Genomic DNA, 22,535 nt, shown 5'->3' with positions numbered 1-22,535 from the left:
GATTTGTATGCGCCGGTGATACTCCCGTGTATGACTCGACAGCGCGCACCCGTCGAGCCGCCGGTCGTGTTGACCGTTGCAGGGAGTGACTCCGGCGGCGGCGCGGGCATTCAGGCGGATCTGAAGACGATCGAAGCCGGCGGTGCCTTCGGGACCAGCGTGATCACGAGCGTCACAGCCCAGCACACCCGCGGCGTCCGGAGCACGCATCTGCTCCCGCTCGAGGAGATCGAAGCCCAGTACGAGGCCGTCGCGGAGGATTTCGCCGTCGAAGCCGTCAAGACGGGGATGCTCGCGACCGAGGAGGTGATCGAACTGGTGACGGAGAAGCTCACCGAGCTATCCGTTCCCGCGGTGGTCGATCCGGTGATGGTCGCCGCCTCCGGGGACCGCCTGCTCGACGAGGGAGCGGAGTCGGCGTACGAGGATCTCGCCCGCGAAGCCGCACTGCTCACCCCGAACGCCGACGAGGCGGAGGTGCTCACCGGAATCGAGGTGGAGTCGACCGAGGCGGCGGTTCGGGCGGGCGAACAGCTAATTGAGGACGGCGTCGACGCCGCGCTCGTCAAGGGCGGCCACGTCGACGGCGAGGAGGTCGTCGACGTGTTCGTCACCGACGAGAGGGTCGAGCGGATCAGCCACCCGCGCGTCGAGACCGCCGCGACACACGGCTCGGGCTGTACGCTCTCCTCGGCCATCGCGACCCGACTCGCCTACGGCGACGACCTCGAAACGGCGATCAGAACCGGGACCGACCTGCTCGCCCGCGCGGTCAGATACAGCCTCGACGTGGGGGAGGGGCCGGGCGCGGTGCATCACATGGTCGCCGCCCGCGACCGGGCCGAGCGCGAACCGACGGCCGAGGCAGTCCGTAACGTGCTCGAGACGCTAATGGAGGCAGACGCCGGGGCGCTCGTTCCCGAAGTGGGGATGAACGTCGCCGGCGCGACGCCGTACGCCGAGGTGCCCGGCGAGTGCGCGGCCGTCGAGGGGCGTATCGGCCGGGCGGCCGACGGCATCGCGGTCCGCGGGGACGTCCGCTACGGCGCGTCGGACCACGTCGCACAGACGCTGCTTGCCGCCCGGGAGTCCCACCCCGAGTACCGGTTCGCGCTCGACTGTCGGTTCGGGAGCGATATCGAGGCCGCGCTGGAGACGCTCGGCTGGCCCGTCGGCGCGTTCGACCGGGCGAACAGCCCCGACGGGGAACCGGCTCTGGCGTGGGGCGTCCGGCAGGCGTTCGCCGAGGAGACGACCCCCCCGGTCGGAGTGATCGACCGCGGCGGTCGGGAGCCGCTGGTGACACTGCTGGCCACCGACGCGCCGACGCTCGCGGAGCGGGCGACCTCGTTGCTCGGTGCTGTCGAACAGGACTGAGCTGAGAGGGTGACGACGCCTTCTGCGGACAGCCGTGTTGCAGGCCGGTCGCAGGCGCCGTGACGAGGGGGAACAGTTCTTAGCTGTCGATTCCGCCGATCACGGATTCGAGCCGACTCCGGGAGATGTCGCCGGCCACCGAGACTCGCGTCCCCCGGGTCTGCCAGACGGCAGCGGTCCGGTCGCCGGTCGCGTACAGTTGGACGGTCTTGTCACCCACAGTCACGGTTTCGCTGCGATTCACCACCGCGTCCGGGAGCGGACGCTGCGCGTCGCTCTGACTGACCACGAGCGTGGCGTTGCCGTCGGCGTAGACGGAGACGGCGCGGTCCGGGAGTTCCATCCCGGAGAACCCGGGGAAGCCACCGGCCTCGATGGTGCTAACGTAGCCGCGCTCGAACGTCCACTCCGCAGAGGGGGCGACGGCATCGAAGGGCGTCTGTCCGTCGAGTTCGGCGGCCGTCCCGACGACGGAGAGGTTCCCTTCGACTACCGTCATCGCACCCGGCGGCTCGAAGGTGCTGTCCGCGGCGGCGACGTCGAACCGGGTGTCGGTCACGTCGACGGTCACCGTCGTCTCGTCGGCCGTGAACTGCTGTTTGAGGATCGTGTCGGTGTCCACCCCGACCCAGAGGCGGGCGTCGACCCCCTCAGGGAGTCCCGTCAGGCGGAGTTCGTAGGCGTCTGTTCCGTCGACCGTCGTCGTGCCGACGAGTTCGGCGTCGACCGTCGCGTTGGCCGGTTCGAAATCGCCGGAGTGCTGACCGACCCACGCCATCTCGCGGAACGCAGAGCCGTCGAGTTTCCCAGCCGAGAGGGTTCCGTTGGCGTCGCGCCACCCGCCGAGAGCCGTCGAGTTCCACAGGACATCCCCACTGTGCGACCAGCCGTCGGAGCCGCCGAACTCGTAGCCGTCGGCGGACCGGTTGCCGGTCCAGGGGGTCTCACCGAACGCCGCCGAGAGATTCCCGAACTGCGCGGTATCGTTGAGCGAGAACGTGCCGAACCGCGAGCTATCGTTGTTCAGGAACTCGCCAAATCGCGCGCTGTCGTTGATCGAAAACTCGCCAAGTCGCTCGCTGTCGTTGGTCGAGAACTGCCCGAGGTCGACGGTATCTCGGTCGAACTCGCCCGGCAGATCGGCCTCAGTCCCGTTGTCACCGACGAGATCAGCGACCGTGGCGTTCTCCGGCAGGTCTTCGAGTGCCGCCTCGTACTGCGGCGGAATCTCTCCGTCGAACTCCGCGAGCAGTTCGGACACCTGATCGTCGGGTTCGATCTCTCCGGCCGAGATGGGGAGTCCGGGGAGGGCGCTCTGCTGCTGTTCGGTGCCCGCGCGGAGCGAGCCAGCGACCCCGTCGCCGGTCGTCCGGAGCACGCCCGTGAGTGTCGTCTCGGGGTCGTGAATCCACATCGTCTCGCCGTCCGTTCCGAGGAGGACGTACCGGTCCTCCCTGGAGATGTTCAGCCGTGCCTGGCGTTCGCCGGCGGTCGCCACCGATAGCTCGAACTGTGCGGTCCGATTGCCGCGTTCGACGGTCACCACGGCGTCCGTGACGACCGAGTCCGCGCCGTTGTACTTCTCCTCGACGTCGTCGAGGATTGCGTCGGCCGTCGGCTCTGCTGTCTGTGAGCTACTGCCGGCGAAGATGAGGCCGGCGACAGTGACCACCGCGACGGCCGCGACGAGCGAGACAGCGAGGACGGCAGTCTGTCCCCGTCGACGGTCGGTTGCGCTCATTAATTTCCCATACGTGCGGGAGAATCATATAACCTCGCCAGTCGAAACATTCACTGCTCAGATGCCCCTATACGTACTGAATGGGTACTTCCGACGCGGAGACAGTCGTCTCCCTCGACGGCGTCCGAAAGGAGTACGATCTCGGTGGAACGGTGACCGCTCTCGACGGCGTCACGCTCGATTTCGAGCCGGGGAGTTACTCCGCGGTGATGGGGCCGAGCGGGTCCGGCAAGAGTACGCTGTTGAATCTCGTCGGCGCGCTGGACACCCCGACGGACGGTGACGTGGTCGTCGCCGGCCGGAACATCCCGACGCTATCGGAGTCGGAGCGGGTTGCGCTCCGAGGGACGCGGATCGGGTTCATCTTCCAGACGTTCAACCTCATGCCGCGGTTGACTGCCGAGGAGAACGTCGCGTTGCCGCTGTTGTTCGCGGAGTGGGAGCGGTCGCGCCGTCGTGAGCGTGCGCGGTCGCTGCTCGACGACGTCGGTCTCGGCGACCGGATCGACCATCTGCCACAGGAGTTGAGCGGCGGCCAGCGCCAGCGTGTCGCCATCGCCAGGGCGCTCGCTTCCGATCCCGACCTGATCCTCGCAGACGAGCCGACGGGCAACGTCGACACGGAGACCGGGGAGGGGATCATGCGACTGCTCGAAGACGCGAACGACCGCGGGAACGCGATCATCCTCGTCACTCACGAGCGCCGGATCGCAGAACACGCCGACAGGATCATCCACATCACGGATGGGGTCGTCGAAGGCATCGAGTCAATCGAGCAGACCACACCGGAGCCACTGCAATGAAGTTTCGAGACGGAATCGGGATCGCGTGGCGGTCGCTGACCGGTCACCGACTCCGATCAGCACTGACGACGGTCGGTATCGTTATCGGCATCGCGACGGTGATTATCTTCGCGAGTTTCGGGACGAGCGTCCAGACCGACATCGTCGGGGAGTTCGAGGACACGGCCGCCAGCGAGATCATCATCGTCACCGGCGACGTGGGACTCGATCCCAGTTCGGGCGGCGACGGCGGACCGCCCCCTTCGGCCGACGAACTCGGGAACATCGCGCTGCCGGGAATCACCGTCCACGACTTAGATCAGCTCTCACAGATCGACGGCGTCAGGTCGGTGATCCCACGCGGGAGTATCGACGCCAGTTCGGTCAGCTACCAGAACGAGACTCGGCCACAGAGCGTCATCGCGACCACGCCGGCGGCCTTGCCGGAGGAGAACTTCGTGAGCGGTGGCCCCTTCGAGCAGGGGGACTCCGGGGAGATTGTCCTGTCGGAGACTGCCGCCAACGAGTTTGAGGGGGATGTCGGCGTGAACGACACCGTCGTGATCGATTACGGCAACAGCAAGGAGAACTTCACGGTCGTCGGTATCATCTCACAGGCCCGGGGCGGGCTGAACGTCTTCGGGAGTTTCAGCGCCGAGGTCTACGTCCCGACGGACCCGTACTACCGGGAGTACGGCAATACCGTCGAGTCACCGTCCCAGGGTGTCGAACAGGCCGCGTATCGGCAGGTAACCGTCGTCGCGGAGCCGAACCAGGTCAGCGAGACCCGCGACCGCATCGAGCGGTACTTCGAGGAGGAGTCCGACGCGGGACAGGTCGTCGAGGAAGGAGTGACCGTCCAGTCGACGGCCGCAATCGTCGACGGAATCGAGTCGGTGCTCAACGACGTGATCCAACTCGTCTCCGGTATCGGGATCCTGGCGCTACTCGTCGGTGCCTTCGGAATCGCGAACATCATGCTGGTCAGCGTCACCGAGCGGACCAAGGAGATCGGGATCATGAAGGCAAACGGCGCGCACAACCGCGAGGTGATGGGACTCTTTCTCGCAGAGTCCACACTGCTCGGGTTGGCCGGTGCAGTCGTCGGAATCCCCGTCGGCTTGATCGTCGGGTTCGGGGCGGCCGCCTACGCCGAGGTCGGGTTCACGGTCCCGTTCGGCTGGATCGCCGTCGCGACCGCGATGGGGATCACGACGGGGATCGTCGCCGGACTGTACCCCGCCTGGCGGGCCGCCCGCGTCGATCCGATCGACGCGCTGCGATACGAGTGACGGTTCCCACACTGTTTTTGCCCCGCTGACCGAACCCCGCCTGTGACCGGACATCCAATCGTCGCGAGGTTGTACGACGCGGTGATGGCCGTCCCCGAGCGAACGGTACTCCCCGAACATCGCGAGGCGCTGGCGGCGGGCCTCTCGGGGCGCGTCCTCGAACTCGGGGCCGGGACCGGGGCGATGTTTCCCTACTACGACGAACGGGTCGAACTCCACGCGGTCGAACCCGATCCGCACATGCGCGTCCGGGCGAGCGAGCGCGCGGCCGATCTGGATCTGGCCGTCGAACTCGTCGACGCCGACGCCGAATCACTCCCGTACGACGACGGGTCCGTCGACGCCGTCGTCGCCTCGCTGGTGTTCTGTACGATCCCGGACCACGAGGCCGCCCTCGACGAGGTCGCTCGCGTTCTGCGGCCGGGCGGCGAGTTCCGATTTCTCGAACACGTCCGCGGGGACGGAGCCGTCGGCCGCGCACACGACCTGCTCGCACCCGCCTGGCACACCGTCGCCGGCGGCTGTCATCTCAACCGCGACACCGGCGAGTTGTTCCGCCGCGACGACCGCTTCGAGTTACTCGAATACGAGACGATCACTGACGGCGCCGTCCCGATGATTCGCGGTCGGATGCGACGGCTCGACGAGCGAGGGCGACTGCGACGGGCGCTCGACGGGCTGCCGGGGCTGTGAGGATGGAACGGGTGTCTGCTCGCCGGAGGTGATTGGATCGATCCCGTCGTGGCTCCCGGAGTCGGAATTAAGGAGCGCCCGGCCGAAGACCGGCGTATGGACGGACAGACAGCCGTCGTCACAGGAGCGAGTCGTGGGATCGGGGAGGCCGTCGCGCACGCGTTCGCGGAAGCGGGCGCACACGTCGTCATCTGTGCCCGGGACAGCGATGCGATCGAGGCCGTCGCCGAGGAAATCGAAGACGCTGGCGGGCGGGCGACAGCGACGCGAGCGGACGTGCGCGACGAGTTCGATGTCGAGCGACTGATGGAGACCGCCGCCGAGATCGGCGGCGAGATCGACTGCGTCGTCGCGAACGCGGCGGTCTATCACGGCGAGACCGGATCGACGCCGCTGACCGAGGAGAGCTACGCCGCCTTCGACGATCACATGCGGACGAACGCCCGCGGGACGTTCGCGACCGTCCGCGAGTCGTTCCCACATCTTGCCGAGGATGCGCGGGTTCTCGTCGCCTCCGGATCGGTCGCGCGGGAACCGTACCCCGGCTACGGCTCCTACGCCGTCTCGAAGGCCGCCGCAGAGGCCATCGCCCGCGGCTTCGGAGCGGACACCGAACGCGTCGTCGGCGTCGTCGACCCGGGACAGGTCGCGACCGAACTCTCCGGCGAGCGAGGCCACGACCCGGAGGACGTTGCCGCGCAGTTCATCTGGGCGGCGACCGAGGCACCGGCGGAGTTGCTCGACGGCGAGGTTGTCGACCGAAAACAGTGGCGAAAGGAGACGCGGTAACTTTCCTACTCGGAGTCCTCGTCGAGGTCGTCGTCCTCGGGAGTCGCCGGATCGGCGTCGAGGTCGAGTTTCCGGTAGGCGTAGGCGGCGAGACTGCCCAGTCCGGCCGCGCCGGCGAACGGACCGAAGCCCGGCCCGGAGCCGTCTGAACTGTCTCCGCCGTCCCCACCTTCGCTGTCCCCACCGTCCATATTGCTGCTGTCGTTGCCGTCCATGCCGTCCTCTCCGTCCGTGCCGTCTTCGCCGTCCATCGATTCCTCGGCGGTAATTTCGGCACGGGCGGTCACGCCGCCGGGGACGGGACCCGCTTCGGCGTCGACGTTCGGAACCACCGGCCCCGAACCGGGTGACGCTGACTCGCCGGCACTGGCGTCTGGTGCGAGGTGGATCATCGCGACGAACGCGTCCGTACCGGAGAACGGCAGTTCGTTGAACTCGCCGTCGCTCGGAACGCGCTCGGCGATGATCTCCGCCCCCTCGTTCTCGCCGGTCAGGACGTTCGTCGAGCCGATCCACTCGGCCGCGACGAGACTGCCCTCGCTGTTCGTGACGTGCACGTCGACGGTGTAGGTCACGTCGCCGGACAGCGACGCGTCGACCGTCGCCATCGTATCGCCGCTTTCGACCGGCCCCTGGGTAGTCTGGTTCTCGAAGGTCAGTCCGGCCTGATGGACCGTCGCGGTGCTGTTGTCGACGACCGCCCCGGCGGTCGCCGCGGAAACCGTGTCTCCGGGCGCGTAGTCGCCGCTGAGTTCGCTCGCCGGGATCGCGTGGACGGTGTGCTGGCCCGGGAAGCCGCCTGCATCCTCGACGGCGACGGTGACGCCTTCGCCGTTGAGTGCGTCCGCACCGAAGACGCCGAGACCTGCGATGACGAGGTCTCCGCCGTCCTCGTACGTGACGACGACCGCGGTTTCGGTGTTGGCACTCACCTGTGCGAAGACGCCGGGCGCGGTCGCACCCTCCTGGGTCGATGTCGGAGAGGCGGTCGCCTGCCGCGAGAAACTGACCGACGCGTCGACGACTTGGACCGCGGCGCTGTCGGTAATCGCGCCGTCGCTGTCGGTGTACGGAGCGTCGGCGTTCGCCCCGGAGGAGACGAAATCATAGGTCTGGTTGCCGTTGGTGTCCCGGTGGGGCATCGCGATGAGAGTGTCGTTCTCAGTGAGCGGATCGTCGAGTCCGATCTCCAGATTCTCGACGCTTCCGGGCTCGAGATACTCGCTCGTGCCGCGGACGCTGCCGACTGCGTCGCCGTCGAGCAGCGTCGAGTCGTGGATGGTCACGAATCCACCGTCGTCGACCCGAGCGAAATCCACCGTGACCGTCTCTCCGTTGGTGGCCTGATCGCTGATGCGCACGTCGGCCGCAGTCACCTGCACATCGGCCGCGTTGGTGATCGCACCGCTGTCGTCGGTGTACGGCGCGTCGGCGTTCGCCTCCGAAGAGACGAAGTCGTAGGTTTCGTTGCCGTTAGTATCGCGGTGTGGCATCGCGATCAGCGTGTCACCCTCGGCGAGCGGGTCGTCGAGCGTGACTTCGAGATCCTCGTACGTTCCGGATTCGAGGTACTCGCTCGTGCCGCGGACGCTACCCAGCGCGTCGCCGTCGAGTAGCGTCGAGTCGTGGATCGTCACGAATCCGCCGTCGTCGACCCGGGTGAAATCGACCGTCACGCTCTCGCCGTCCGAGCGCTGATCGGTAATCAGCGTCGCGGCGGCGGTGTCGACCTGTACGTCCGCGTCGTCGGTGACAGCGTCACCCTCGGCGGTGTACGGCGGATCGGCGTTCGCTCCGGAGGAGACGAAGTCGTACGTCTCGTTGTCGTTCGAGTCCCGGTGGGGCATCGCGATCAGCGTATCACCCTCGACGAGCGGGTCGTCGAGTTCGACGTCGAGGTTCTCGACGCTCCCGGGTTCGATGTACTCGCTGGTGCCGCGGACACTGCCGATTGCATCGCCGTCGAGCAGCGTCGAGTCGTGGATCGTCACGAACCCGCCGTCGTCCAGACGGGCGGAGTCGACGGTGACCGTCACACCGTCGGAGGACTGGTCGCTCATCGTCACGTCGGCCGGCGCGTCGCTGTCGCTCTGCTGTACCGTCCGGATCGAACCGTTCATCTGACCGTGGACTGTGCAGATGTAGCTGTCGAGTTCGTCCGCTAACTCGCTCGTGACGGTGAACGAGACGGAGGTGCCGTCGTCGACCCAGTCGGTCTCGGAGTCGCCCTCGAACGAACCGTCGGTACTCTGACTCAACAGGGCATCACCGTCGGCGTCACGGAATTCGAGCGGATGCGAACTCCACCCGTCGTTTTGAATCGTGTACCGCGTGCCGACCCGGAGCGTCAGTTCCGGGTTCTCCACGCCCATCTCCGCGAACTCGTCGTCGCCCTCGACGCTCGTCACCTCCCACGCGCTGGCGCTAATGTTGTTCAGCGTCGCCTGGACCTCTTGCTGTGTCTGTGCCGCTGTCCCGCCGACAGCAGCCCCGTAGGCAACGACTCCGGCACCCATGCTTGCGAGTAGTTTCCGCCGCCGGGGACTGTCGAGTGAATCGTCTGGCATACAGTATCACTGTGCGTAGGGAGTATATGATAAAGAACATGCTAACATGTATGGTGTGTAACAGTAGCCCACAGTACCTACTGCGCCGTGGTGAGAGACCGATTCGGGAGGTGGCAGCGGTGTGTGCGAAGCGTTGTCGGTCGGAAACCACCAATCTTTTTCAGCGGTGTTCACGAATAACGGGTATGGTCGATAAAGACGACCTGCGCGAGCAGTTCATCAACGCGTTCGAAGGTGCAGACTACCCGATCAACAGCCCGATGGATCTCGTTCCGGCACTGCCGAACGGTCCGTCCACCTCCTTCGAGTCCGGTGATTTCTCGATGACGGCGATGGAGCTCAACCAGACCGTCAGCGGCGGCGACTTCCCCTACGACGACGTCGAGTCGTTCGTCGACGACATCATGGAAGCGCTCGAAGAGGACGGCGAGATTTAAGGCCACAGTGGGCTGCTAACCACCCAGGAGCTTTTCTTCAGCGGCGGTCGGAAGCGACAGTAAGACACTTGTAGGCCAGCCAGTAAGGAGCACATGCAGTCCCGTGGTGTAGCGGCCAATCATAGAGGCCTTTGGAGCCTCTGACGGCGGTTCGAATCCGCCCGGGACTATTCTGCGCGACCGAAGTGAGCGTGGAGCGTCGCGACGCGGATTCGTTTCAGAGGGCGAGCGAAGCGAGTCCTCGGGGTTCGAGTCCGCCTGTGATCACTTCTGTGGCGAGTTGACCGGCAGGCCGCGAGTTCGGGGCCAGTTGGTATGAATAGCAGCGGAGCAATCGTTAATACAACCCAACACTCCCCAACGAATAGACCGCGAGCGAACAGATGAAAACGGAGAGAGAAGTGTCGATAGACAGCGATCCGACGTGGCTGATCGTGTTTCTCGCCGTGGTAGCAGCGTATATCGTGCTCAATCAGTTGGTCGACGCAGCCGTGACGAGCGAGACAGCAGTGACACAGCACGCCGTCGAGACAGTGTGGTTCCTCGGGCTCGCCGCGATTGGGCTCGGCTTTCTCTATCTGGACGACGCCGACGCGGCGGATATCGGGCTCTCGCGTCCGTTCGTCGCGCCCGGCTTCGGTGCCTTCATCGCCGTCTGGGTCGGGCTGAACGTCGTCGGTGTGGGGCTGGCACTCGCGAGTGGTAACCCGTGGGGGGCTGATTTGCTCACATCGGTCTCGGTCGGAGCCCTCGCTGCGACGATGAGCTACGCATTTATCGAAGAGCTCGTATTCCGCGGGTACCTGCAGGGGAAGGTGCGGAGCGTACTCGGAGGGAATAGCTGGCTCTCGCGGGCGGGAGCCGTCGTCACAGCAGGTGTCCTGTTTGCCCTCGCGCACGTGCCGAGGATTCTGGTCGAAGGTGGATACGTGAGCGGGGTCTCCGTCGTCGGGACACTGGTCGTACTCACACTCAGCGGGGCCGGGTTCGGGATCGTGTACGAACTCACGGAGAACCTCTACTTCGTGGGACTGCTGCACGGACTCGGTAATAGCTGGCCGCTACTGGTAGATGGGTTCGCGTGGGACGGCCCCGCCCAGACCGGATTCCTCGTGAGTATCGCCATCCTCTACCTCGGCGTCACCGTCGCGTACAGGCGGCTGACAGCAGACACGCGGGTGACACCGTACGTTCGAATCGAGAAGGGTAACGAGAGCGCCTCCTGATTTGCCCAACACCGTGGCGAGCCGACCGGTGAGTCTCGAACCCGCAATCAGCGATGGACTCGCCTCCTTTCAGGAGCTCGTCGTCGTGTAGACCTTACTGGGTCCGTTTCCCGAGCCCTCGATCAGGTTGTACTGTTCGAGTTTTCGCAGATACTTTCGGACCGTCCGTTTCGATTTCGGGTCGTCGACGCGCTGTTGGTACGCCGCAGTGATCTCTTTCGGCATGAGTTCCCCGCCTTCGCGGAGAACGTCGTAGACGGCCAACTGGTCGGCCGTCAGTCGGTCGAGGCTCTTCTGGCGGAGTTCTGCCCTGGCAGCGGGAATCGCCTCGTCGATGTCGAGTTCGTCGATCCGCTCGCGGCCGGCCTGTTCCGCGTTCCGAGCCGCCGAGCGCAGCATACTGATGGCGTCGCGGGCGTTTCCACGGGCGGCGGTCGCCAGCCGAGCGAGCTGGTCGTCGGTGATCGAGCCGTCAGTCAGCCCCCAGTCGGCTCGGTCGGAGAGGATCGCGACGAGTTCGTCGTGCGTGTAGCTGTCGAACTCGATGGTGTCGCTGCTCCGGAGCCGCGATTGCAGCCGCTCGTCCAGCGGCGAGAAGAGGTCTCGCTGGTGGTTGGTGACCAGAATCATCGTAATCCGGGGAACGCTGTACAGCCGGCGCAGCAGATCGGGGTCGTCGATCTGGTCGGCCTCGTCGAGCACGATCAGGAAGGGTTTCTCCAGATCAGCGAGTCGGTCGAGCAGTTCGTCGTGCGGCGTCGACCGGTGGATGTCGTAGGTCGTCCCGAGCGTTTCGAGCAGTTTGTAAAGGATCCGGAAGTCGCTGTGGTGGAGCCAGCAGTCGACGTGGGCGGTATGCACGTCGAGTACCTGCTCCTGGAGGCGGTCGAGCGTCGCCCGAGCGATGCAGGTCTTCCCCGCCCCCGACGGACCCGTCAACACCGCGTGCTGCGGGCGGTCACCCTCGACGACGGGTTCGAGCGCCGTCGCGAGCTGTGCCATCTCCTCGTGGCGGTGGACAATCTCGCGAGGCAGATGGTCGTCCTGCAGTACGCGGGCGTCCTGAATCATACCCGAGCGATCAACTGCCAGCCACATAAGCGGAAGGGCCGTGCTTCCGAGTTTCCGGGTAGCGACGCACCGGCAGCGAACCTCCGACCGCGGCGGACCGACGCACAACTTGGAACCCGGGTCGGGAGCGAGAGTCACCGCAGAACCCGGAAACCCGGAAGCGCCGCCCACTCGCTTAACCCCCTCTCGGCACAGTCCCCGTGTATGTCAGGATCCACCCGACGCTCGACGCCGGATCAGATCGCCGCGGTGCCCGACCTCGACCCCGGGATTACACTCTGCAACGACACCGACTCGATAGACAACGTCGTCCACGCGCTGGCTGTCGATCACGTCCTGCTCTCCGGGGGAACCGGAATCTGGATCGATCCAGGGACGCGCGCACGGACAGACCCGCTGACCGACCTCGCCCCTTCGGCGCGGATTCTCGACCAGATCCGGGTCGCGCGGGGGTTCACCCCGTTCCAGCACCTCGCGCTCCTGCAGAAGCTTCCGGATTGGCTCACCGCCGAGACGAGCCTCGTCGTGGTCCCGGAGATCGACCGGTACTACCGCGACGACAGCCTGCTCGCCGACGAGGGCGAGGAGATGCTGCTCACCGGGGTCGTGTCGCTCGCCCGGATCGCTCGCAGAGCGGACGTGGCCGCGCTGGTCACGCGGAGCCGTGCCGACGAGTTCAGCGCGCCGGTCGAACGGGCGGCGGATCAGCGAGTGCGCTGCGAGCAGACCCCGTTCGGGCCGCGGTTCCAGACGCCGGAGGAGGAGACCCTCGTGTATCCCGTCGAGGGCGGCGAGGTGGTGCAGACGACGCTCGCGTTCTGGGCCGACGTGCTCGCGAGTCGGGAGCCGCTCTACGAAACGCCGGGAGACACACCTGAGGACAGGTTGGGGGTGAGTATTCGTGGGTCGAACTAACCCGACCTACCGTGACCGTCTCGAAGAGATCGAGGCGGAGTTCGAGCCCTATCGCCGGGCGCTGCGGGCGAGCGAGCAGCCACACGTCGAGCGACTGTTCGAGCACGGGCGAACGTACGCCCACGCTGCCGGCTACCTCAACCACCCGAACCCCGAGATACCGTTTCTGGTATCGGTGTTACTGGCACACGAGCGGGAACTGGCGGCGCTAACCGAGCGAGTCGCTCAACTGGAGGAGGTCGACGATGGTGCTGACGGTTGAGTACACCGACGACGGCGTCCGGGAGTGGCACGCGACGGCCAACGGCGTCCGGACCCGCCGGAACACGTCGTACACGCCGACAATCTACGCCGCGACGACGGCGGGCGACGGTCTTGACCGACTCGCGGACCGACTCGAACAGCGGGGAGACGTGGCAGCGGTTGAGCAGGAGGGCTGGCGACCCGCGTTCCGGCGCGACGAGGAACGAGTTCTCCGGATCGATGTAGCTTCGATCGGGCGCGTTCAGCCGGTTGCAGCCTGGATCCGCCGCCAGGGCCGGCCCGGGACTTACCGTCTGTTCAACGTCGACCTCTCGCGAGCGTTCCGCTACTGCCTCGAGACGGGGCGGGATGCGACACCACAGCGGTCGCTCCGGACACTCGATATCGAGTACCCACAGCCCGGTACGCCCGAGGTCCCGGTGACAGCGTTGCGGATCGGTGACGATCTGTGTGAGACGCCGACTGAGGTCGTCGCGACGCTGCGAGAACGGCTGCACGCGGTCGATCCGGACGTACTCGTGCTGTCTACGGCCGAATTGGTCCCGGCGGTAACCGAGACCGGACAGCGCCTCGACGCTCCGGTTCAGTTGGGCCGGCGGTCGGGATACGAGCAACTGGCGAGCGCGTCGACCTACGAGAGCTACGGGCAGGTCGGTCACTCGCCGGCCCGATACGACGTTCCGGGTCGCGTGCTGATCGACCGGGCGAACACCTTCTTCTACGACGAGACGACCCTCGACGGCTGCCTCGACCTCGTCGAGCGGTCGCAGAAACCGTTACAGGAGCTCTCGTGGGCCTCGATTGGGAACGTGTTGACGGCGATCCAGATCCGCGAGGCAGTCGCGCGGAACGTCCTCGTTCCGTGGAAGAGTCGACGCCACGAGTTTCCGAAACAGATGCGGCAGTTGCACGACGCCGACCGCGGTGGATTCACCTTCGCTCCGGCGGTCGGCGTCCGCGAGACCGTCCACGAACTCGATTTCTCGTCGCTGTACCCGAATATCATCTGTACGCGAAACGTCAGCCCCGAGACGATCAGATGCGACTGTCACGACCGAGCGGACGTGCCGGGACTCGGGTACAGCATCTGTGACGAACCGGGGTATCTGCCGGACGTGCTCGGGCCGCTCATCGACGATCGAGATGCGATCAAGGCAGAACTCGCTGATATCGACGATCCTGCGAGGAGAGCGACACTGCAGGGACGGGCGGACGCGCTGAAGTGGATTCTCGTCTCCTGTTTCGGGTATCAGGGGTTCTCTAACGCGAAGTTCGGCCGGATCGAGTGCCACGAGGCCATCAACGCCTACGCCCGCGAACTGCTACTCGATGCGAAGGCACAGTTGGAGGCGGCCGGCTGGCGGGTCGTCCACGGCATCGTCGACAGCCTCTGGGTCACACCGCGGCCCGGTCGGGACCGAACACCGCTGCCGGAGGTCGCGACTGCGGTCACGGAGCAGACGGGCATCCGGCTCGAATACGAGGGAGAGTACGACTGGATTGCGTTCGTCCCGCTTCGCAACAGTGAGAGCGGCGCACTGACGAAGTACTTCGGCAAGCGAGCCGGCGGCGGATACAAGTATCGCGGGGTCGAGTGTCGACAGCGCAGCACGCCGCCGTTCGTCGCGGAGTGCCAGCGCGCGCTGATCGAGGCGTTCGATCAGACCCGCGATCCGGAGGCCGTCTGTACGGAGTTGGCCGACTGGACGAGTCGGCTCGAAACGGAAACGGTCGACCCGGAGAAGTTGACGGTGACGAGGCGAACGTCGAAGGGACTTGGCGAGTACACGCAGTCGACACAGACGACAGCGGCCATGCAGCGGCTCGCGGACGGGGGTTGGGAGTCGGCCGCCGGCACGGACGTCTCCTACGTCGTCGTCGACGACGACAGAACCGACCGCGAGCGGGTTCGCCTCTCCGCCGAGGGGTGTGACACGTACGATATCTCGTTCTACCGGAAACAGCTCGTCAGAGCTGCCGAAAGCGTGCTATCCCCGGTCGGGTGGCGAGCCGAAGACATCGAGCAGGCGCTTTCCGGACAGCTGACACCGCCGCTCGAACACTTCGGCTGAGCACCGGAATCGCCAGGAGCAGACACAGATCGATCCACAGGTGGCCGACGGACACGGCTGAAACCGCCAGACGACAGTCGTACCGAAAAATAAACTCCGGGTCGCCGTTCGGCGAGCGGTGAGCTGGTGGCGCGGGCTTTTGCTCACTGCATCAGGATACGACAGCCCAGCTCCTCGAGTCGGGAGAGGGCATCGTCGAGGTTCTCTTGCTTGACGAGCACGTGGTCAGTCGAGTACGAGGAGACGACGAACACCGAGACATCCGCTTCGGCAAGTTCCGTGGCAACCGTCGCGAGGAACCCGACGAGTTCGAACGGGAGTTCCATCTCGAAGGTGAGGCGTTTCCAGCCGGTCTCGACGGTCTCGGCGTCGAGGCTCCCGACCTCGCTCTCTTCGATGATGAGCGTGGTCTCGGTCTCGTCCCGGATCGTCGCGAACGCCGCTGGATGGCTGTGGTCGGTTCGGCAGACCGCGTACGTCGCCTCCGAGACACGAACTGCGCCGTCCTGAAGCACCTGGATCGGATCCATGCCGAGGCTAACTCGATAGCGGATAAAAAGGCATCACTCCCGATGGGCGCCGCTGATGGCGACAATCGGCGGGAACGGTGGAGCGGGGTGACGTAAGCCCATCATAACAACCACTGGTTATCCCATTGAACGTGTATGGCGGATCAAACGACAAACGCCGAGCGGATGGACAGGGCTGCCGTCGCCGAGCGACTGACCGACCTGGCGGAGGAACTGCGGTCCGGCGAAGAGATGAAAGTCCGCGTCGGCAACAAGAACGTTGTACTCACGCCGTCAGAGACGGTGAGTTACCGGATCGATGTCGTCGAGAAGCAATCCCGATTCCGCGGGAGTCGTGAGACCGTCAGGATCGAAATCGACTGGAAACCGTAGCGGCGATCGGACACTGCGACGTACTCGGTGCCGGGGTCGACACCGGTTTGCAGCGTCGGTAGCCGGAAAACGGAGAGCGAACCGGACCACGGATATATCCGGCGGGGCGTACCCGTGGGCATGGCACTGAGTGATGTCCTTCCGAACCGACCACTCACGTCGAGTGAAGTCGACGAACTGCGCGGGAGCGATACCTTCGAACAGGTAGAGACAGAAGAGAGCCCCACCGAGGGAATCGACACGATAATCGTCACGACAGACGGGACGGACCACAGGTTGCACTTCGCACCGCAGGTCGGATGGCACGAACACGACCACTGACGGTTGAACACCCCGACAGCTAGCTGTTCGATTCCGCGACGGCTTCGAGTAGCGTCTGGCGGTCGTCGAAGTAGGCGGACGCGTCGTGCTCTTGCTCGAACGCGACGATCCGTTCGAGTGCCTCCTGTTCGCCGTCGACAGTGTCGAGGTCGGCCGCGAGCTCGGCGTAGTTCTCGGAGAGGTCCCGGATGGCCGCCATCCGTGCCCGGTTCGCCTCGGCGACAGCCTGTCGCTGCTCGATATCGGCTTCCAGTTGCTCCAGTTCGGCGGCGGCGTCGGCTGTTTCGTCCGTCCGCGAGGAGTCAGCGGACGCGTCGGAATCGCCTGGCTCACCCTCCAGTCGGTCGCGCATGACCGCGATGTCCTCGTCGATCTCGTCCAGTAGCTCGTCGGTCTCGGCGGCGATAGTCTCCGTACGGCCCGCGAGCAGCCCCGCCTGCGTCCTGCAGTACTCGGCCAGTTCCGCCGGCGAGAGGTCGCCGCTGTCGTCGCTCATTGTGGTTGCTTCGTGCTCGGTCAGCAAGACAGTTGTCCCCCGACGAAGCGTTTAGACGCCCGCAGCGACAAAAACGGGTATGACAACCGCAGACGCCGATACGACCCCTGCGACGGATCAGCACCGGCCAGCACAACTCGCGGACGAGAGTGAGTTAGACGAGTTCGTTGCAGGCGCGGAGACCGCACTCGTCGAGTTCTACACGAACGGTTGTGGCCTCTGTCAGAGCATGGAGCCGGTGGTCGGCAACGTCGGACGGGAACTCGGAATCGACATCGGCTTCGTCAACCCCAGGGACGATCCGCCGTTGATCGAGCGATTCGACGTTCGGCGCGTCCCGCTTCTGGTGCTGTTCGTCGACGGAGAACCGGTGGCGCGGAGAGACGACGGCTTCGTCCCGGGCGAGGAGTTGGCCGCGTGGATACGCGAAGAAAGCGAGAATTGCGAATAGCTCCGCGACCCGCCGGGTCGTAGATCTGTCTCGTCGGTCGGTCATGTGGTATTTGGTGTCGTACCGAGTGGCAGGTCGTGGTAGCTAGATATCGTAGTGGCCTCCGTCTGCACTCCTAGCACGTCGTTATACGATGTTGGTGGGCGAAGACACAGATACAATGTCCACAGCGCCCTCCCCGAACCGGACCGAACGGAGTCTCGAACTGATGGCCGACGAGGATTCCGGGACAGTGACGCTGGTCGAGGACCGCGATCCGGCGGGGACCGTCCCCCCGACCGCGTGGCTCACGGTGCCCGCGGAGTTGGTCGTCGACACCGAAGCGAAGCGGTGATGTGGGGCGGTCAGTCCGCTCCGAGAAACGAGATGATCTCCTCGCCGACGACGGCGGGTCGTTCTCGGTGCATGAAATGGCCCGCCTCCCGGATCTTGAGCACCCGGCAGTCCGCAGTGAACAGCGTGTCGGCGTCCTCGAAGAGTTCAGCGCCGACACAGCCGTCGCGCTCGCCGGCGATCACCAGCCCCGGAACGTCGATAGACGGGAGCGAATCGCGACTGGGCGGGCCGTTGCGGGCGAGATCTTTGACCGTCGGATTGACGAACTGCCGGTAGTACTGCAAGGCGGCCTCGGGGGTGCCGTCGGTCTGGAACGTCTCGATCACTCCGGCGAGATGGTCCTCGTCGTACTGCCAGCCGGGACTCCAGAGCCGCCACAACTGCTCGATCAGGGCGAACTCCTCGGCCGCGAGGACGCGCTCGGCAACGCCGGGGAACTGGAACAGCCAGACGTACCAGCTCCGAAGCAGTTGCCGCGGCGAGCGCAGCAACTCGGCGGAAAACCCCGGCGGGACCGCCATGGTCACGAGGTGAGAGAACCGCTCCGGGTCCTGCCGGGCCGCCGCGTAGCCGGCGACGGCCCCCCAGTCGTGGCCGATCAGGACCGCTTCCGAACAGCCCTCCCGTTCGAGCATCGCCTCGGCGAGTGCGAGCGCGTCCCGTCCGAGCGCGCCGGCGGAGTAGTCACCGTCGGGAGCCGGATCTGTCGGCCCGTAGCCACGGAGATACGGCGAGACGGTCGTGAATCCCTCGGCTGCGAGTCGCTCGGTGATCGGGGCCAGCGAGCGCGCGTCGTCTGGAAACCCGTGGAGGCAAAGCGCCAGTCGGTCTCCATCGCCGCGGCGGTGATACCCGAACTCGATGCCGTTCGCGCGAACTGTCTCGGTCACACCCCACCACACGCGGGCCGCCGGCAAAAGTGTCCCGTCAACCGCCGCCTCACTGCCTGAATCCGCCGATATTTACCGGAACCGAAACGGCCTCTCGGAGTCTGAAACGCTGTAAGTAGGACATTAACAACAGATATTTAGGCGGACAACACGAGTCATCGAATGACAGAATGAGAGAGAGTGCCGGCAGTGTCTACGGAGGGCAACCGTGAGCGATCTTCCCCAGCGCGTTGCCGACGTACTGACGACGTACAGCAAGACAATTATCGTCGTGATGCTGCTCCTGACGGCCGGGATCGGCGTCGGGGCAGGGATGGTCGAGCAGGACTCCAGCACGGGCCAGTTCGAGACCGAATCCGACGCTCAGGAGGCGAGCAGCTACATCGAGACGAACTTCCAGAGCGGCAGTAACACGACGACCGTACAGATCGTCCAGCGCGGCGAGAACGTGCTCACGCAGGAGGCGCTGATCGACTCGCTGCAACTCCAGCAGGAGATTCTCCGGAGGGAGTCGATAAACGAGACGCTGGTCGCCGAGAATCCGATCTTCGGCGTCGAGAACGTCGTCGCACAGGCACAGCTCCAGCGCGAGGCGCGCGCCCGCCAGCAGGCCGGCGGGCAGTCTGGAGGCGACCAGCAGCGCCGGCAGGCACAGCGGCAACCGCCGGCCATCGAGGAGCAGATTGCCGCAATCGAGCGCATCGACGACAGTCCGTGGACGCTCGAGGACCTGCTGACCGGCGAGAGAGGGGTGCTCCGGGAGGGGAGCAACTCCCAGGCGCTATCGCTGATGGCGAACAGCTACGAACCGGGGTCGACGACGGCCTCGGCCCGCGTGACAATCGTTCGCCAGCAGACCTTCGGCGGCGCCGTCAACTCACCGAACGGGTTCGCGAGCAACGTCACGGACGCCCAGCTAGAGATACGGGATCTGGCCGAGGACCGCGACCAGGAGTACACGGTCTTCGGTGCCGGGGTCATCTTCCAGGAGATCGACCAGTCGCTAGAGGACAGCGGTGCTATCGTCGGTCCGATGGCGCTGTTGTTCGTCGTGCTCGCACTGGCGGTCGCCTATCGTGATCTGCTGGATATCATCCTCGGCGTGGTTGGCATCTTCGCCGTGTTGATCTGGACCTTCGGCTTCATGGGCTGGACCGGCGTCGCGTTCAACCAACTGCTCCTGTCAGTGCCGGTGCTGTTGATCGGGCTGTCTATCGACTACGCGATTCACGTCTTCATGCGCCACCGCGAGCAGCGCACCAACAGCGACGACGAGAGCATCAGGCGGTCGATGGCGGTCGCCCTCGGCGGCGTCGGGGCGGCGCTGGTCTGGGTGACCGCGACGGCGGCAATCGGCTTCCTGGCAAATCTGACCAGCCCCATCGGCCCGCTCCGTGATTTCGGTATCGTCAGCGCCTTCGGTGTCGTCGCGGCGCTGCTCATCTTCGGGGCGTTGATTCCGGCGCTGAAAATCGAGATCGATACCGTGCTCGAATCGTACGGACTCGACCGGCAGAAACGGGCCTTCGGGACCGGCGGCTCGGTCTTCTCGCGACTGCTCGCGAGCGGTGCCACCGCCGCCCGACGGTTCCCGGTCGGCGTCGTCGCGGTAACGCTGCTTCTGACAATCGGCGGCGCTGCTGGGGCGACACAGATCGATACCAGTTTCCAGCAGGAGGATTTCCTCGCCGACAGTCCGCCGGAGTGGACACAGAGCCTGCCTGAGCCGTTCGCACCCGGCGAGTACCAGGCCAAGGAGGATCTGGAGTTCATCTCGTCGAACTTCCAGCAGGAGACCAACAACGGGGAACTGCTGATACGCGGCAACGTCACGAACGAGCAGACGCTCGTGAGACTCAACGAGGCGGCGACCGACCTCGAACAGCGGGAGACGACGTTCAAACTCGCGAACGGCGAACCCGACATCCAGTCGCCGCTGACGGTCATGCAGCGGACCGCCGCCGAGAATCCGCGGAGCAACTTCACGGCGAACTTCGTCGCGTCCTCGGGCGCACAGAACCCCTCGCCTCAGGAGATAGCGACACTGGTGCCGAAGGAGAACGTCTCCGCGCTGTACGGACAGCTACTGGAGTTGAACCCGAGCGCCTCGGAGGTCATCTACCGCAACGACGCCGGCGAGTACGAGGCCGTCCGGCTGACCGTCGCGCTGAAAAGCAGCGCGTCGGGGTCGGAGATCACCAGTGATCTCCGCGAGACGGCGGAGACCATCGAAGACAACAGCAACGGTGAACTCGACGTGTCCGCGACCGGACAGCGGATCATCCAGTACGAGACCGAGCAGGCCCTGCTCGATACGGTGATCCAGGGGCTGATCATCACCCTCGTGGCGGTGTTCATCTTCCTGGCACTCGCGTATCGGCTGACCGGAAGCCAGGCGTCGCTGGGCGTCGTCACGCTGTTGCCCGTGGTGTTCTCGGTGAGTTGGATCCTCGGGTCGATGTGGCTGCTCGACATCCCGTTCAACGCGCTGACCGGGACGATCACCTCGCTGACGATCGGACTGGGAATCGCCTACAGCATCCACGTGAGCTCGCGGTACGAACTCGAACTCCGGAGACAGGGCAACGTCTGGGACGCCATGGAGACGACCGTCACCGGGACCGGCGGGGCGCTGCTCGGGAGCGCGGCGACGACCGTCGGCGGATTCGGAACCCTCGTCTTCGCGATCCTGCCGGTGCTCCAGCAGTTCGGGATCATCACCGGGCTGACGATCATCTACGCGTTCCTCGCGAGCGTTCTGATCCTGCCCTCGCTTTTGGTCCTCTGGACGCGGTACTTCGGTCCGTCGGGATACTTCCCGGAAGACGCCGAGGAGGAGTCCGCCCCCGCCGGCGAGACCGCTGCGGCCGACGGCGGGACGACCGAGTGACGGCTACTCGATAGCGCTTTTTTCGAACGGCCACGACGCCGGTGATATGCCGAGCTACCGTGAGGGCCCGGCAGCGTCGGCGTACGCCGCGAGCGGCTCTTCGATCCCGAGAATCTGTGCGCTGCGTTCCCAGAGTCTGCGCTGTGTCTCGCGGTCGCGGGCGGCGGCGGAGGGTCTGTGTTCGCGGCGGCGCGCGAAGTACGCACCCGTCGTCTCGGCCACGTCCTCGGAGACGGCGAGATAGACCATCGTCGCGGCGCCCTCCTCGACGGACTCGGTGAACGGCGACTGATCGAACAACTGCCACAGCTCCGTGCTGACGCCGGGAAACGCCCGGCCGAACTCGCTGCCGGGGATCACGCCCGGATGGAAGGAGTTGGAGGTGACCGCTCTGTCCGCGGCCGCGAGGCGGCGGGCCAGTTCGGCCGCGAACTGGACGTTCGCCAGTTTCGAGCGACAGTAGGCGGCCACCGTCGACAGCCCCGTCACCGCCAGCAGTTCGTCGAGATTCAACGTCGTCCCGCGGTGGGCGAGCGAAGAGGTGGTGACGACGCGGCTCCCCGGACCGAGCGTGTCCAGAAGCTCGGCCGTCAACTGGTACGGTGCGAGGTGGTTGACCTGAAAGGCCGGGTCGACGCCCAGTTCGGTCGGCTCGGTCGTCTGGAAGAGCCCGCCGGCGTTGTTACAGAGAACGTCGAGGCGGTCCACGGACTCGCGAACGCCGTCAGCGAGTGCAGAAATCTCGTCGGGGTCTGTGAAGTCCGCGCGAATGAACTCCGCGGTGCCGTCGGTGGCGTCGATTTCGTCGACGGCCTCCCTGCCGGCCTCGGTGTCGCGGCCGTGAACGATCACGTGCGCGCCGAGTCGGCCCAGCGAACGGGCCCCAACGCGCCCGATGCCGCTGGTCGATCCGGTCACGAGAACAGTCAGATCGGAACAGTCTGCGTCTGCCACCTTCGCCTGTTCCTCCGGAGGGCGGTCGAACCCGAACATAGCTGTACTTGGCCCGAACGGAGATTTATT

General features: G+C 65.6%; 22 protein-coding genes and 1 tRNA gene. 16 read left to right on the top strand and 7 right to left on the bottom strand.

Annotated elements, in window-relative coordinates:
* Nucleotides 1-30 precede the first annotated feature (30 nt).
* Nucleotides 31-1,377, top strand: a complete 1,347-nt coding sequence (gene thiD / locus GRX03_RS04235; RefSeq protein ID WP_159762909.1) for a bifunctional hydroxymethylpyrimidine kinase/phosphomethylpyrimidine kinase — start codon at nt 31-33, stop codon at nt 1,375-1,377.
* 79 nt (nt 1,378-1,456) lie between these two features.
* Here the strand turns inward: thiD and GRX03_RS04230 are convergent, their stop codons facing one another.
* The gene (locus GRX03_RS04230; protein WP_159762908.1) at nt 1,457-3,118 is read right to left on the bottom strand and encodes a LolA family protein; all 1,662 of its coding nucleotides are present in this window, start codon (nt 3,116-3,118) and stop codon (nt 1,457-1,459) included.
* Nucleotides 3,119-3,198: 80 nt separating this feature from the next.
* Between GRX03_RS04230 and GRX03_RS04225 the strand changes: the two genes are divergently transcribed.
* The 4 genes from GRX03_RS04225 (at nt 3,199) to GRX03_RS04210 (ending at nt 6,674) form a co-directional block, all read left to right on the top strand.
* Nucleotides 3,199-3,921, top strand: a complete 723-nt coding sequence (locus GRX03_RS04225) for an ABC transporter ATP-binding protein (RefSeq protein ID WP_159762907.1) — start codon at nt 3,199-3,201, stop codon at nt 3,919-3,921.
* Nucleotides 3,918-5,192 carry an ABC transporter permease gene (locus GRX03_RS04220; protein ID WP_159762906.1) on the top strand — a complete coding sequence of 425 codons (1,275 nt, stop codon included), beginning with the start codon at nt 3,918-3,920 and terminating at the stop codon, nt 5,190-5,192. Before GRX03_RS04225 ends, GRX03_RS04220 begins: the two co-directional genes overlap by 4 nt.
* 42 nt (nt 5,193-5,234) lie before the next feature.
* A complete protein-coding gene (locus GRX03_RS04215) occupies nt 5,235-5,885 on the top strand; it encodes a class I SAM-dependent methyltransferase (RefSeq protein ID WP_394351725.1) in 651 nt (216 codons plus the stop codon).
* Between the two features lie 96 nt (nt 5,886-5,981).
* Nucleotides 5,982-6,674 carry an SDR family NAD(P)-dependent oxidoreductase gene (locus GRX03_RS04210; RefSeq protein WP_159762905.1) on the top strand — a complete coding sequence of 231 codons (693 nt, stop codon included), beginning with the start codon at nt 5,982-5,984 and terminating at the stop codon, nt 6,672-6,674.
* 5 nt (nt 6,675-6,679) lie between these two features.
* Here GRX03_RS04210 and GRX03_RS04205 read toward each other — a convergent pair whose 3' ends face one another.
* Nucleotides 6,680-9,241, bottom strand: a complete 2,562-nt coding sequence (locus GRX03_RS04205; RefSeq protein WP_159762904.1) for a DUF7282 domain-containing protein — start codon at nt 9,239-9,241, stop codon at nt 6,680-6,682.
* A 185-nt stretch (nt 9,242-9,426) separates the two neighbouring features.
* Between GRX03_RS04205 and GRX03_RS04200 the strand changes: the two genes are divergently transcribed.
* The 3 genes from GRX03_RS04200 (at nt 9,427) to GRX03_RS04190 (ending at nt 10,904) form a co-directional block, all read left to right on the top strand.
* On the top strand, nt 9,427-9,678 hold the full coding sequence (locus GRX03_RS04200) for an MTH865 family protein (protein ID WP_159762903.1): 252 nt from the start codon (nt 9,427-9,429) through the stop codon (nt 9,676-9,678).
* A 97-nt stretch (nt 9,679-9,775) separates the two neighbouring features.
* A tRNA-Gln gene (locus GRX03_RS04195) sits at nt 9,776-9,848 on the top strand.
* A 213-nt stretch (nt 9,849-10,061) separates the two neighbouring features.
* Nucleotides 10,062-10,904: a CPBP family intramembrane glutamic endopeptidase gene (locus tag GRX03_RS04190; protein ID WP_159762902.1), complete on the top strand. Its 843-nt coding sequence runs from the start codon at nt 10,062-10,064 to the stop codon at nt 10,902-10,904.
* 69 nt (nt 10,905-10,973) lie between these two features.
* Here the strand turns inward: GRX03_RS04190 and GRX03_RS04185 are convergent, their stop codons facing one another.
* A complete protein-coding gene (locus tag GRX03_RS04185) occupies nt 10,974-11,975 on the bottom strand; it encodes a Cdc6/Cdc18 family protein (protein ID WP_159762901.1) in 1,002 nt (333 codons plus the stop codon).
* 204 nt (nt 11,976-12,179) lie between these two features.
* On the opposite strand from GRX03_RS04185, the gene GRX03_RS04180 reads away from it, so the two are divergent.
* Genes GRX03_RS04180 through GRX03_RS04170 form a run of 3 tightly spaced genes read left to right on the top strand, consistent with a single transcriptional unit; the run spans nt 12,180 to nt 15,226 of the window.
* Entirely contained in the window at nt 12,180-12,890 is a 711-nt protein-coding gene (locus GRX03_RS04180; protein ID WP_159762900.1) for a hypothetical protein, read from the top strand.
* Complete coding sequence (locus GRX03_RS04175) at nt 12,877-13,152, top strand: hypothetical protein (RefSeq protein ID WP_201289170.1); 276 nt, start codon at nt 12,877-12,879, stop codon at nt 13,150-13,152. The genes GRX03_RS04180 and GRX03_RS04175 overlap by 14 nt, the downstream gene beginning before the upstream one ends.
* Nucleotides 13,136-15,226 carry a type B DNA-directed DNA polymerase gene (locus tag GRX03_RS04170; RefSeq protein ID WP_159762899.1) on the top strand — a complete coding sequence of 697 codons (2,091 nt, stop codon included), beginning with the start codon at nt 13,136-13,138 and terminating at the stop codon, nt 15,224-15,226. The genes GRX03_RS04175 and GRX03_RS04170 overlap by 17 nt, the downstream gene beginning before the upstream one ends.
* Before the next feature lie 143 nt (nt 15,227-15,369).
* On the opposite strand, the gene GRX03_RS04165 is transcribed toward GRX03_RS04170, so the two are convergent.
* Complete coding sequence (locus tag GRX03_RS04165) at nt 15,370-15,756, bottom strand: ACT domain-containing protein (RefSeq protein WP_159762898.1); 387 nt, start codon at nt 15,754-15,756, stop codon at nt 15,370-15,372.
* A gap of 135 nt (nt 15,757-15,891) precedes the next feature.
* On the opposite strand from GRX03_RS04165, the gene GRX03_RS04160 reads away from it, so the two are divergent.
* Nucleotides 15,892-16,128 (top strand): amphi-Trp domain-containing protein, encoded by a 237-nt coding sequence (locus GRX03_RS04160; protein ID WP_159762897.1) that lies wholly within the window; start codon nt 15,892-15,894, stop codon nt 16,126-16,128.
* Nucleotides 16,129-16,248: 120 nt separating this feature from the next.
* Nucleotides 16,249-16,449, top strand: a complete 201-nt coding sequence (locus tag GRX03_RS04155) for a hypothetical protein (RefSeq protein ID WP_159762896.1) — start codon at nt 16,249-16,251, stop codon at nt 16,447-16,449.
* A gap of 19 nt (nt 16,450-16,468) precedes the next feature.
* Here GRX03_RS04155 and GRX03_RS04150 read toward each other — a convergent pair whose 3' ends face one another.
* Nucleotides 16,469-16,945, bottom strand: a complete 477-nt coding sequence (locus tag GRX03_RS04150) for a hypothetical protein (RefSeq protein ID WP_159762895.1) — start codon at nt 16,943-16,945, stop codon at nt 16,469-16,471.
* A 79-nt stretch (nt 16,946-17,024) separates the two neighbouring features.
* On the opposite strand from GRX03_RS04150, the gene GRX03_RS04145 reads away from it, so the two are divergent.
* Both GRX03_RS04145 and GRX03_RS04140 read left to right on the top strand, forming a co-directional pair.
* A complete protein-coding gene (locus GRX03_RS04145; protein ID WP_159762894.1) occupies nt 17,025-17,396 on the top strand; it encodes a thioredoxin family protein in 372 nt (123 codons plus the stop codon).
* 160 nt (nt 17,397-17,556) lie between these two features.
* The gene (locus GRX03_RS04140; RefSeq protein WP_159762893.1) at nt 17,557-17,730 is read left to right on the top strand and encodes a hypothetical protein; all 174 of its coding nucleotides are present in this window, start codon (nt 17,557-17,559) and stop codon (nt 17,728-17,730) included.
* 10 nt (nt 17,731-17,740) lie between these two features.
* On the opposite strand, the gene GRX03_RS04135 is transcribed toward GRX03_RS04140, so the two are convergent.
* Nucleotides 17,741-18,622, bottom strand: a complete 882-nt coding sequence (locus GRX03_RS04135; protein WP_368277955.1) for an alpha/beta fold hydrolase — start codon at nt 18,620-18,622, stop codon at nt 17,741-17,743.
* A 274-nt stretch (nt 18,623-18,896) separates the two neighbouring features.
* On the opposite strand from GRX03_RS04135, the gene GRX03_RS04130 reads away from it, so the two are divergent.
* Nucleotides 18,897-21,512: an MMPL family transporter gene (locus GRX03_RS04130; protein ID WP_159763193.1), complete on the top strand. Its 2,616-nt coding sequence runs from the start codon at nt 18,897-18,899 to the stop codon at nt 21,510-21,512.
* A gap of 54 nt (nt 21,513-21,566) precedes the next feature.
* On the opposite strand, the gene GRX03_RS04125 is transcribed toward GRX03_RS04130, so the two are convergent.
* Nucleotides 21,567-22,505 (bottom strand): SDR family NAD(P)-dependent oxidoreductase, encoded by a 939-nt coding sequence (locus tag GRX03_RS04125; protein WP_159762891.1) that lies wholly within the window; start codon nt 22,503-22,505, stop codon nt 21,567-21,569.
* Between the last annotated feature and the right edge of the window lie 30 nt (nt 22,506-22,535).

It is taken from the genome of Halovenus carboxidivorans (genome assembly GCF_009831575.1).
Classification (GTDB): domain Archaea; phylum Halobacteriota; class Halobacteria; order Halobacteriales; family Haloarculaceae; genus Halovenus; species Halovenus carboxidivorans.
The sequence above is the reverse complement of the archived record's forward strand: the minus strand, read 5'-3'. Positions and strand labels throughout refer to the sequence as shown.

Excerpts from the sequence above, each read along its gene's own strand:
- thiD (WP_159762909.1), top strand. The coding sequence starts at position 31 with ATGACTCGACAGCGCGCACCCGTCGAGCCGCCGGTCGTGTTGACCGTT.
- GRX03_RS04230 (WP_159762908.1), bottom strand. The coding sequence starts at position 3,118 with ATGAGCGCAACCGACCGTCGACGGGGACAGACTGCCGTCCTCGCTGTC.
- GRX03_RS04225 (WP_159762907.1), top strand. The coding sequence starts at position 3,199 with ATGGGTACTTCCGACGCGGAGACAGTCGTCTCCCTCGACGGCGTCCGA.
- GRX03_RS04220 (WP_159762906.1), top strand. The coding sequence starts at position 3,918 with ATGAAGTTTCGAGACGGAATCGGGATCGCGTGGCGGTCGCTGACCGGT.
- GRX03_RS04210 (WP_159762905.1), top strand. The coding sequence starts at position 5,982 with ATGGACGGACAGACAGCCGTCGTCACAGGAGCGAGTCGTGGGATCGGG.
- GRX03_RS04205 (WP_159762904.1), bottom strand. The coding sequence starts at position 9,241 with ATGCCAGACGATTCACTCGACAGTCCCCGGCGGCGGAAACTACTCGCA.
- GRX03_RS04200 (WP_159762903.1), top strand. The coding sequence starts at position 9,427 with ATGGTCGATAAAGACGACCTGCGCGAGCAGTTCATCAACGCGTTCGAA.
- GRX03_RS04190 (WP_159762902.1), top strand. The coding sequence starts at position 10,062 with ATGAAAACGGAGAGAGAAGTGTCGATAGACAGCGATCCGACGTGGCTG.
- GRX03_RS04185 (WP_159762901.1), bottom strand. The coding sequence starts at position 11,975 with ATGATTCAGGACGCCCGCGTACTGCAGGACGACCATCTGCCTCGCGAG.
- GRX03_RS04180 (WP_159762900.1), top strand. The coding sequence starts at position 12,180 with ATGTCAGGATCCACCCGACGCTCGACGCCGGATCAGATCGCCGCGGTG.
- GRX03_RS04170 (WP_159762899.1), top strand. The coding sequence starts at position 13,136 with ATGGTGCTGACGGTTGAGTACACCGACGACGGCGTCCGGGAGTGGCAC.
- GRX03_RS04165 (WP_159762898.1), bottom strand. The coding sequence starts at position 15,756 with ATGGATCCGATCCAGGTGCTTCAGGACGGCGCAGTTCGTGTCTCGGAG.
- GRX03_RS04160 (WP_159762897.1), top strand. The coding sequence starts at position 15,892 with ATGGCGGATCAAACGACAAACGCCGAGCGGATGGACAGGGCTGCCGTC.
- GRX03_RS04155 (WP_159762896.1), top strand. The coding sequence starts at position 16,249 with ATGGCACTGAGTGATGTCCTTCCGAACCGACCACTCACGTCGAGTGAA.
- GRX03_RS04150 (WP_159762895.1), bottom strand. The coding sequence starts at position 16,945 with ATGAGCGACGACAGCGGCGACCTCTCGCCGGCGGAACTGGCCGAGTAC.
- GRX03_RS04145 (WP_159762894.1), top strand. The coding sequence starts at position 17,025 with ATGACAACCGCAGACGCCGATACGACCCCTGCGACGGATCAGCACCGG.
- GRX03_RS04140 (WP_159762893.1), top strand. The coding sequence starts at position 17,557 with ATGTCCACAGCGCCCTCCCCGAACCGGACCGAACGGAGTCTCGAACTG.
- GRX03_RS04130 (WP_159763193.1), top strand. The coding sequence starts at position 18,897 with ATGCTGCTCCTGACGGCCGGGATCGGCGTCGGGGCAGGGATGGTCGAG.
- GRX03_RS04125 (WP_159762891.1), bottom strand. The coding sequence starts at position 22,505 with ATGTTCGGGTTCGACCGCCCTCCGGAGGAACAGGCGAAGGTGGCAGAC.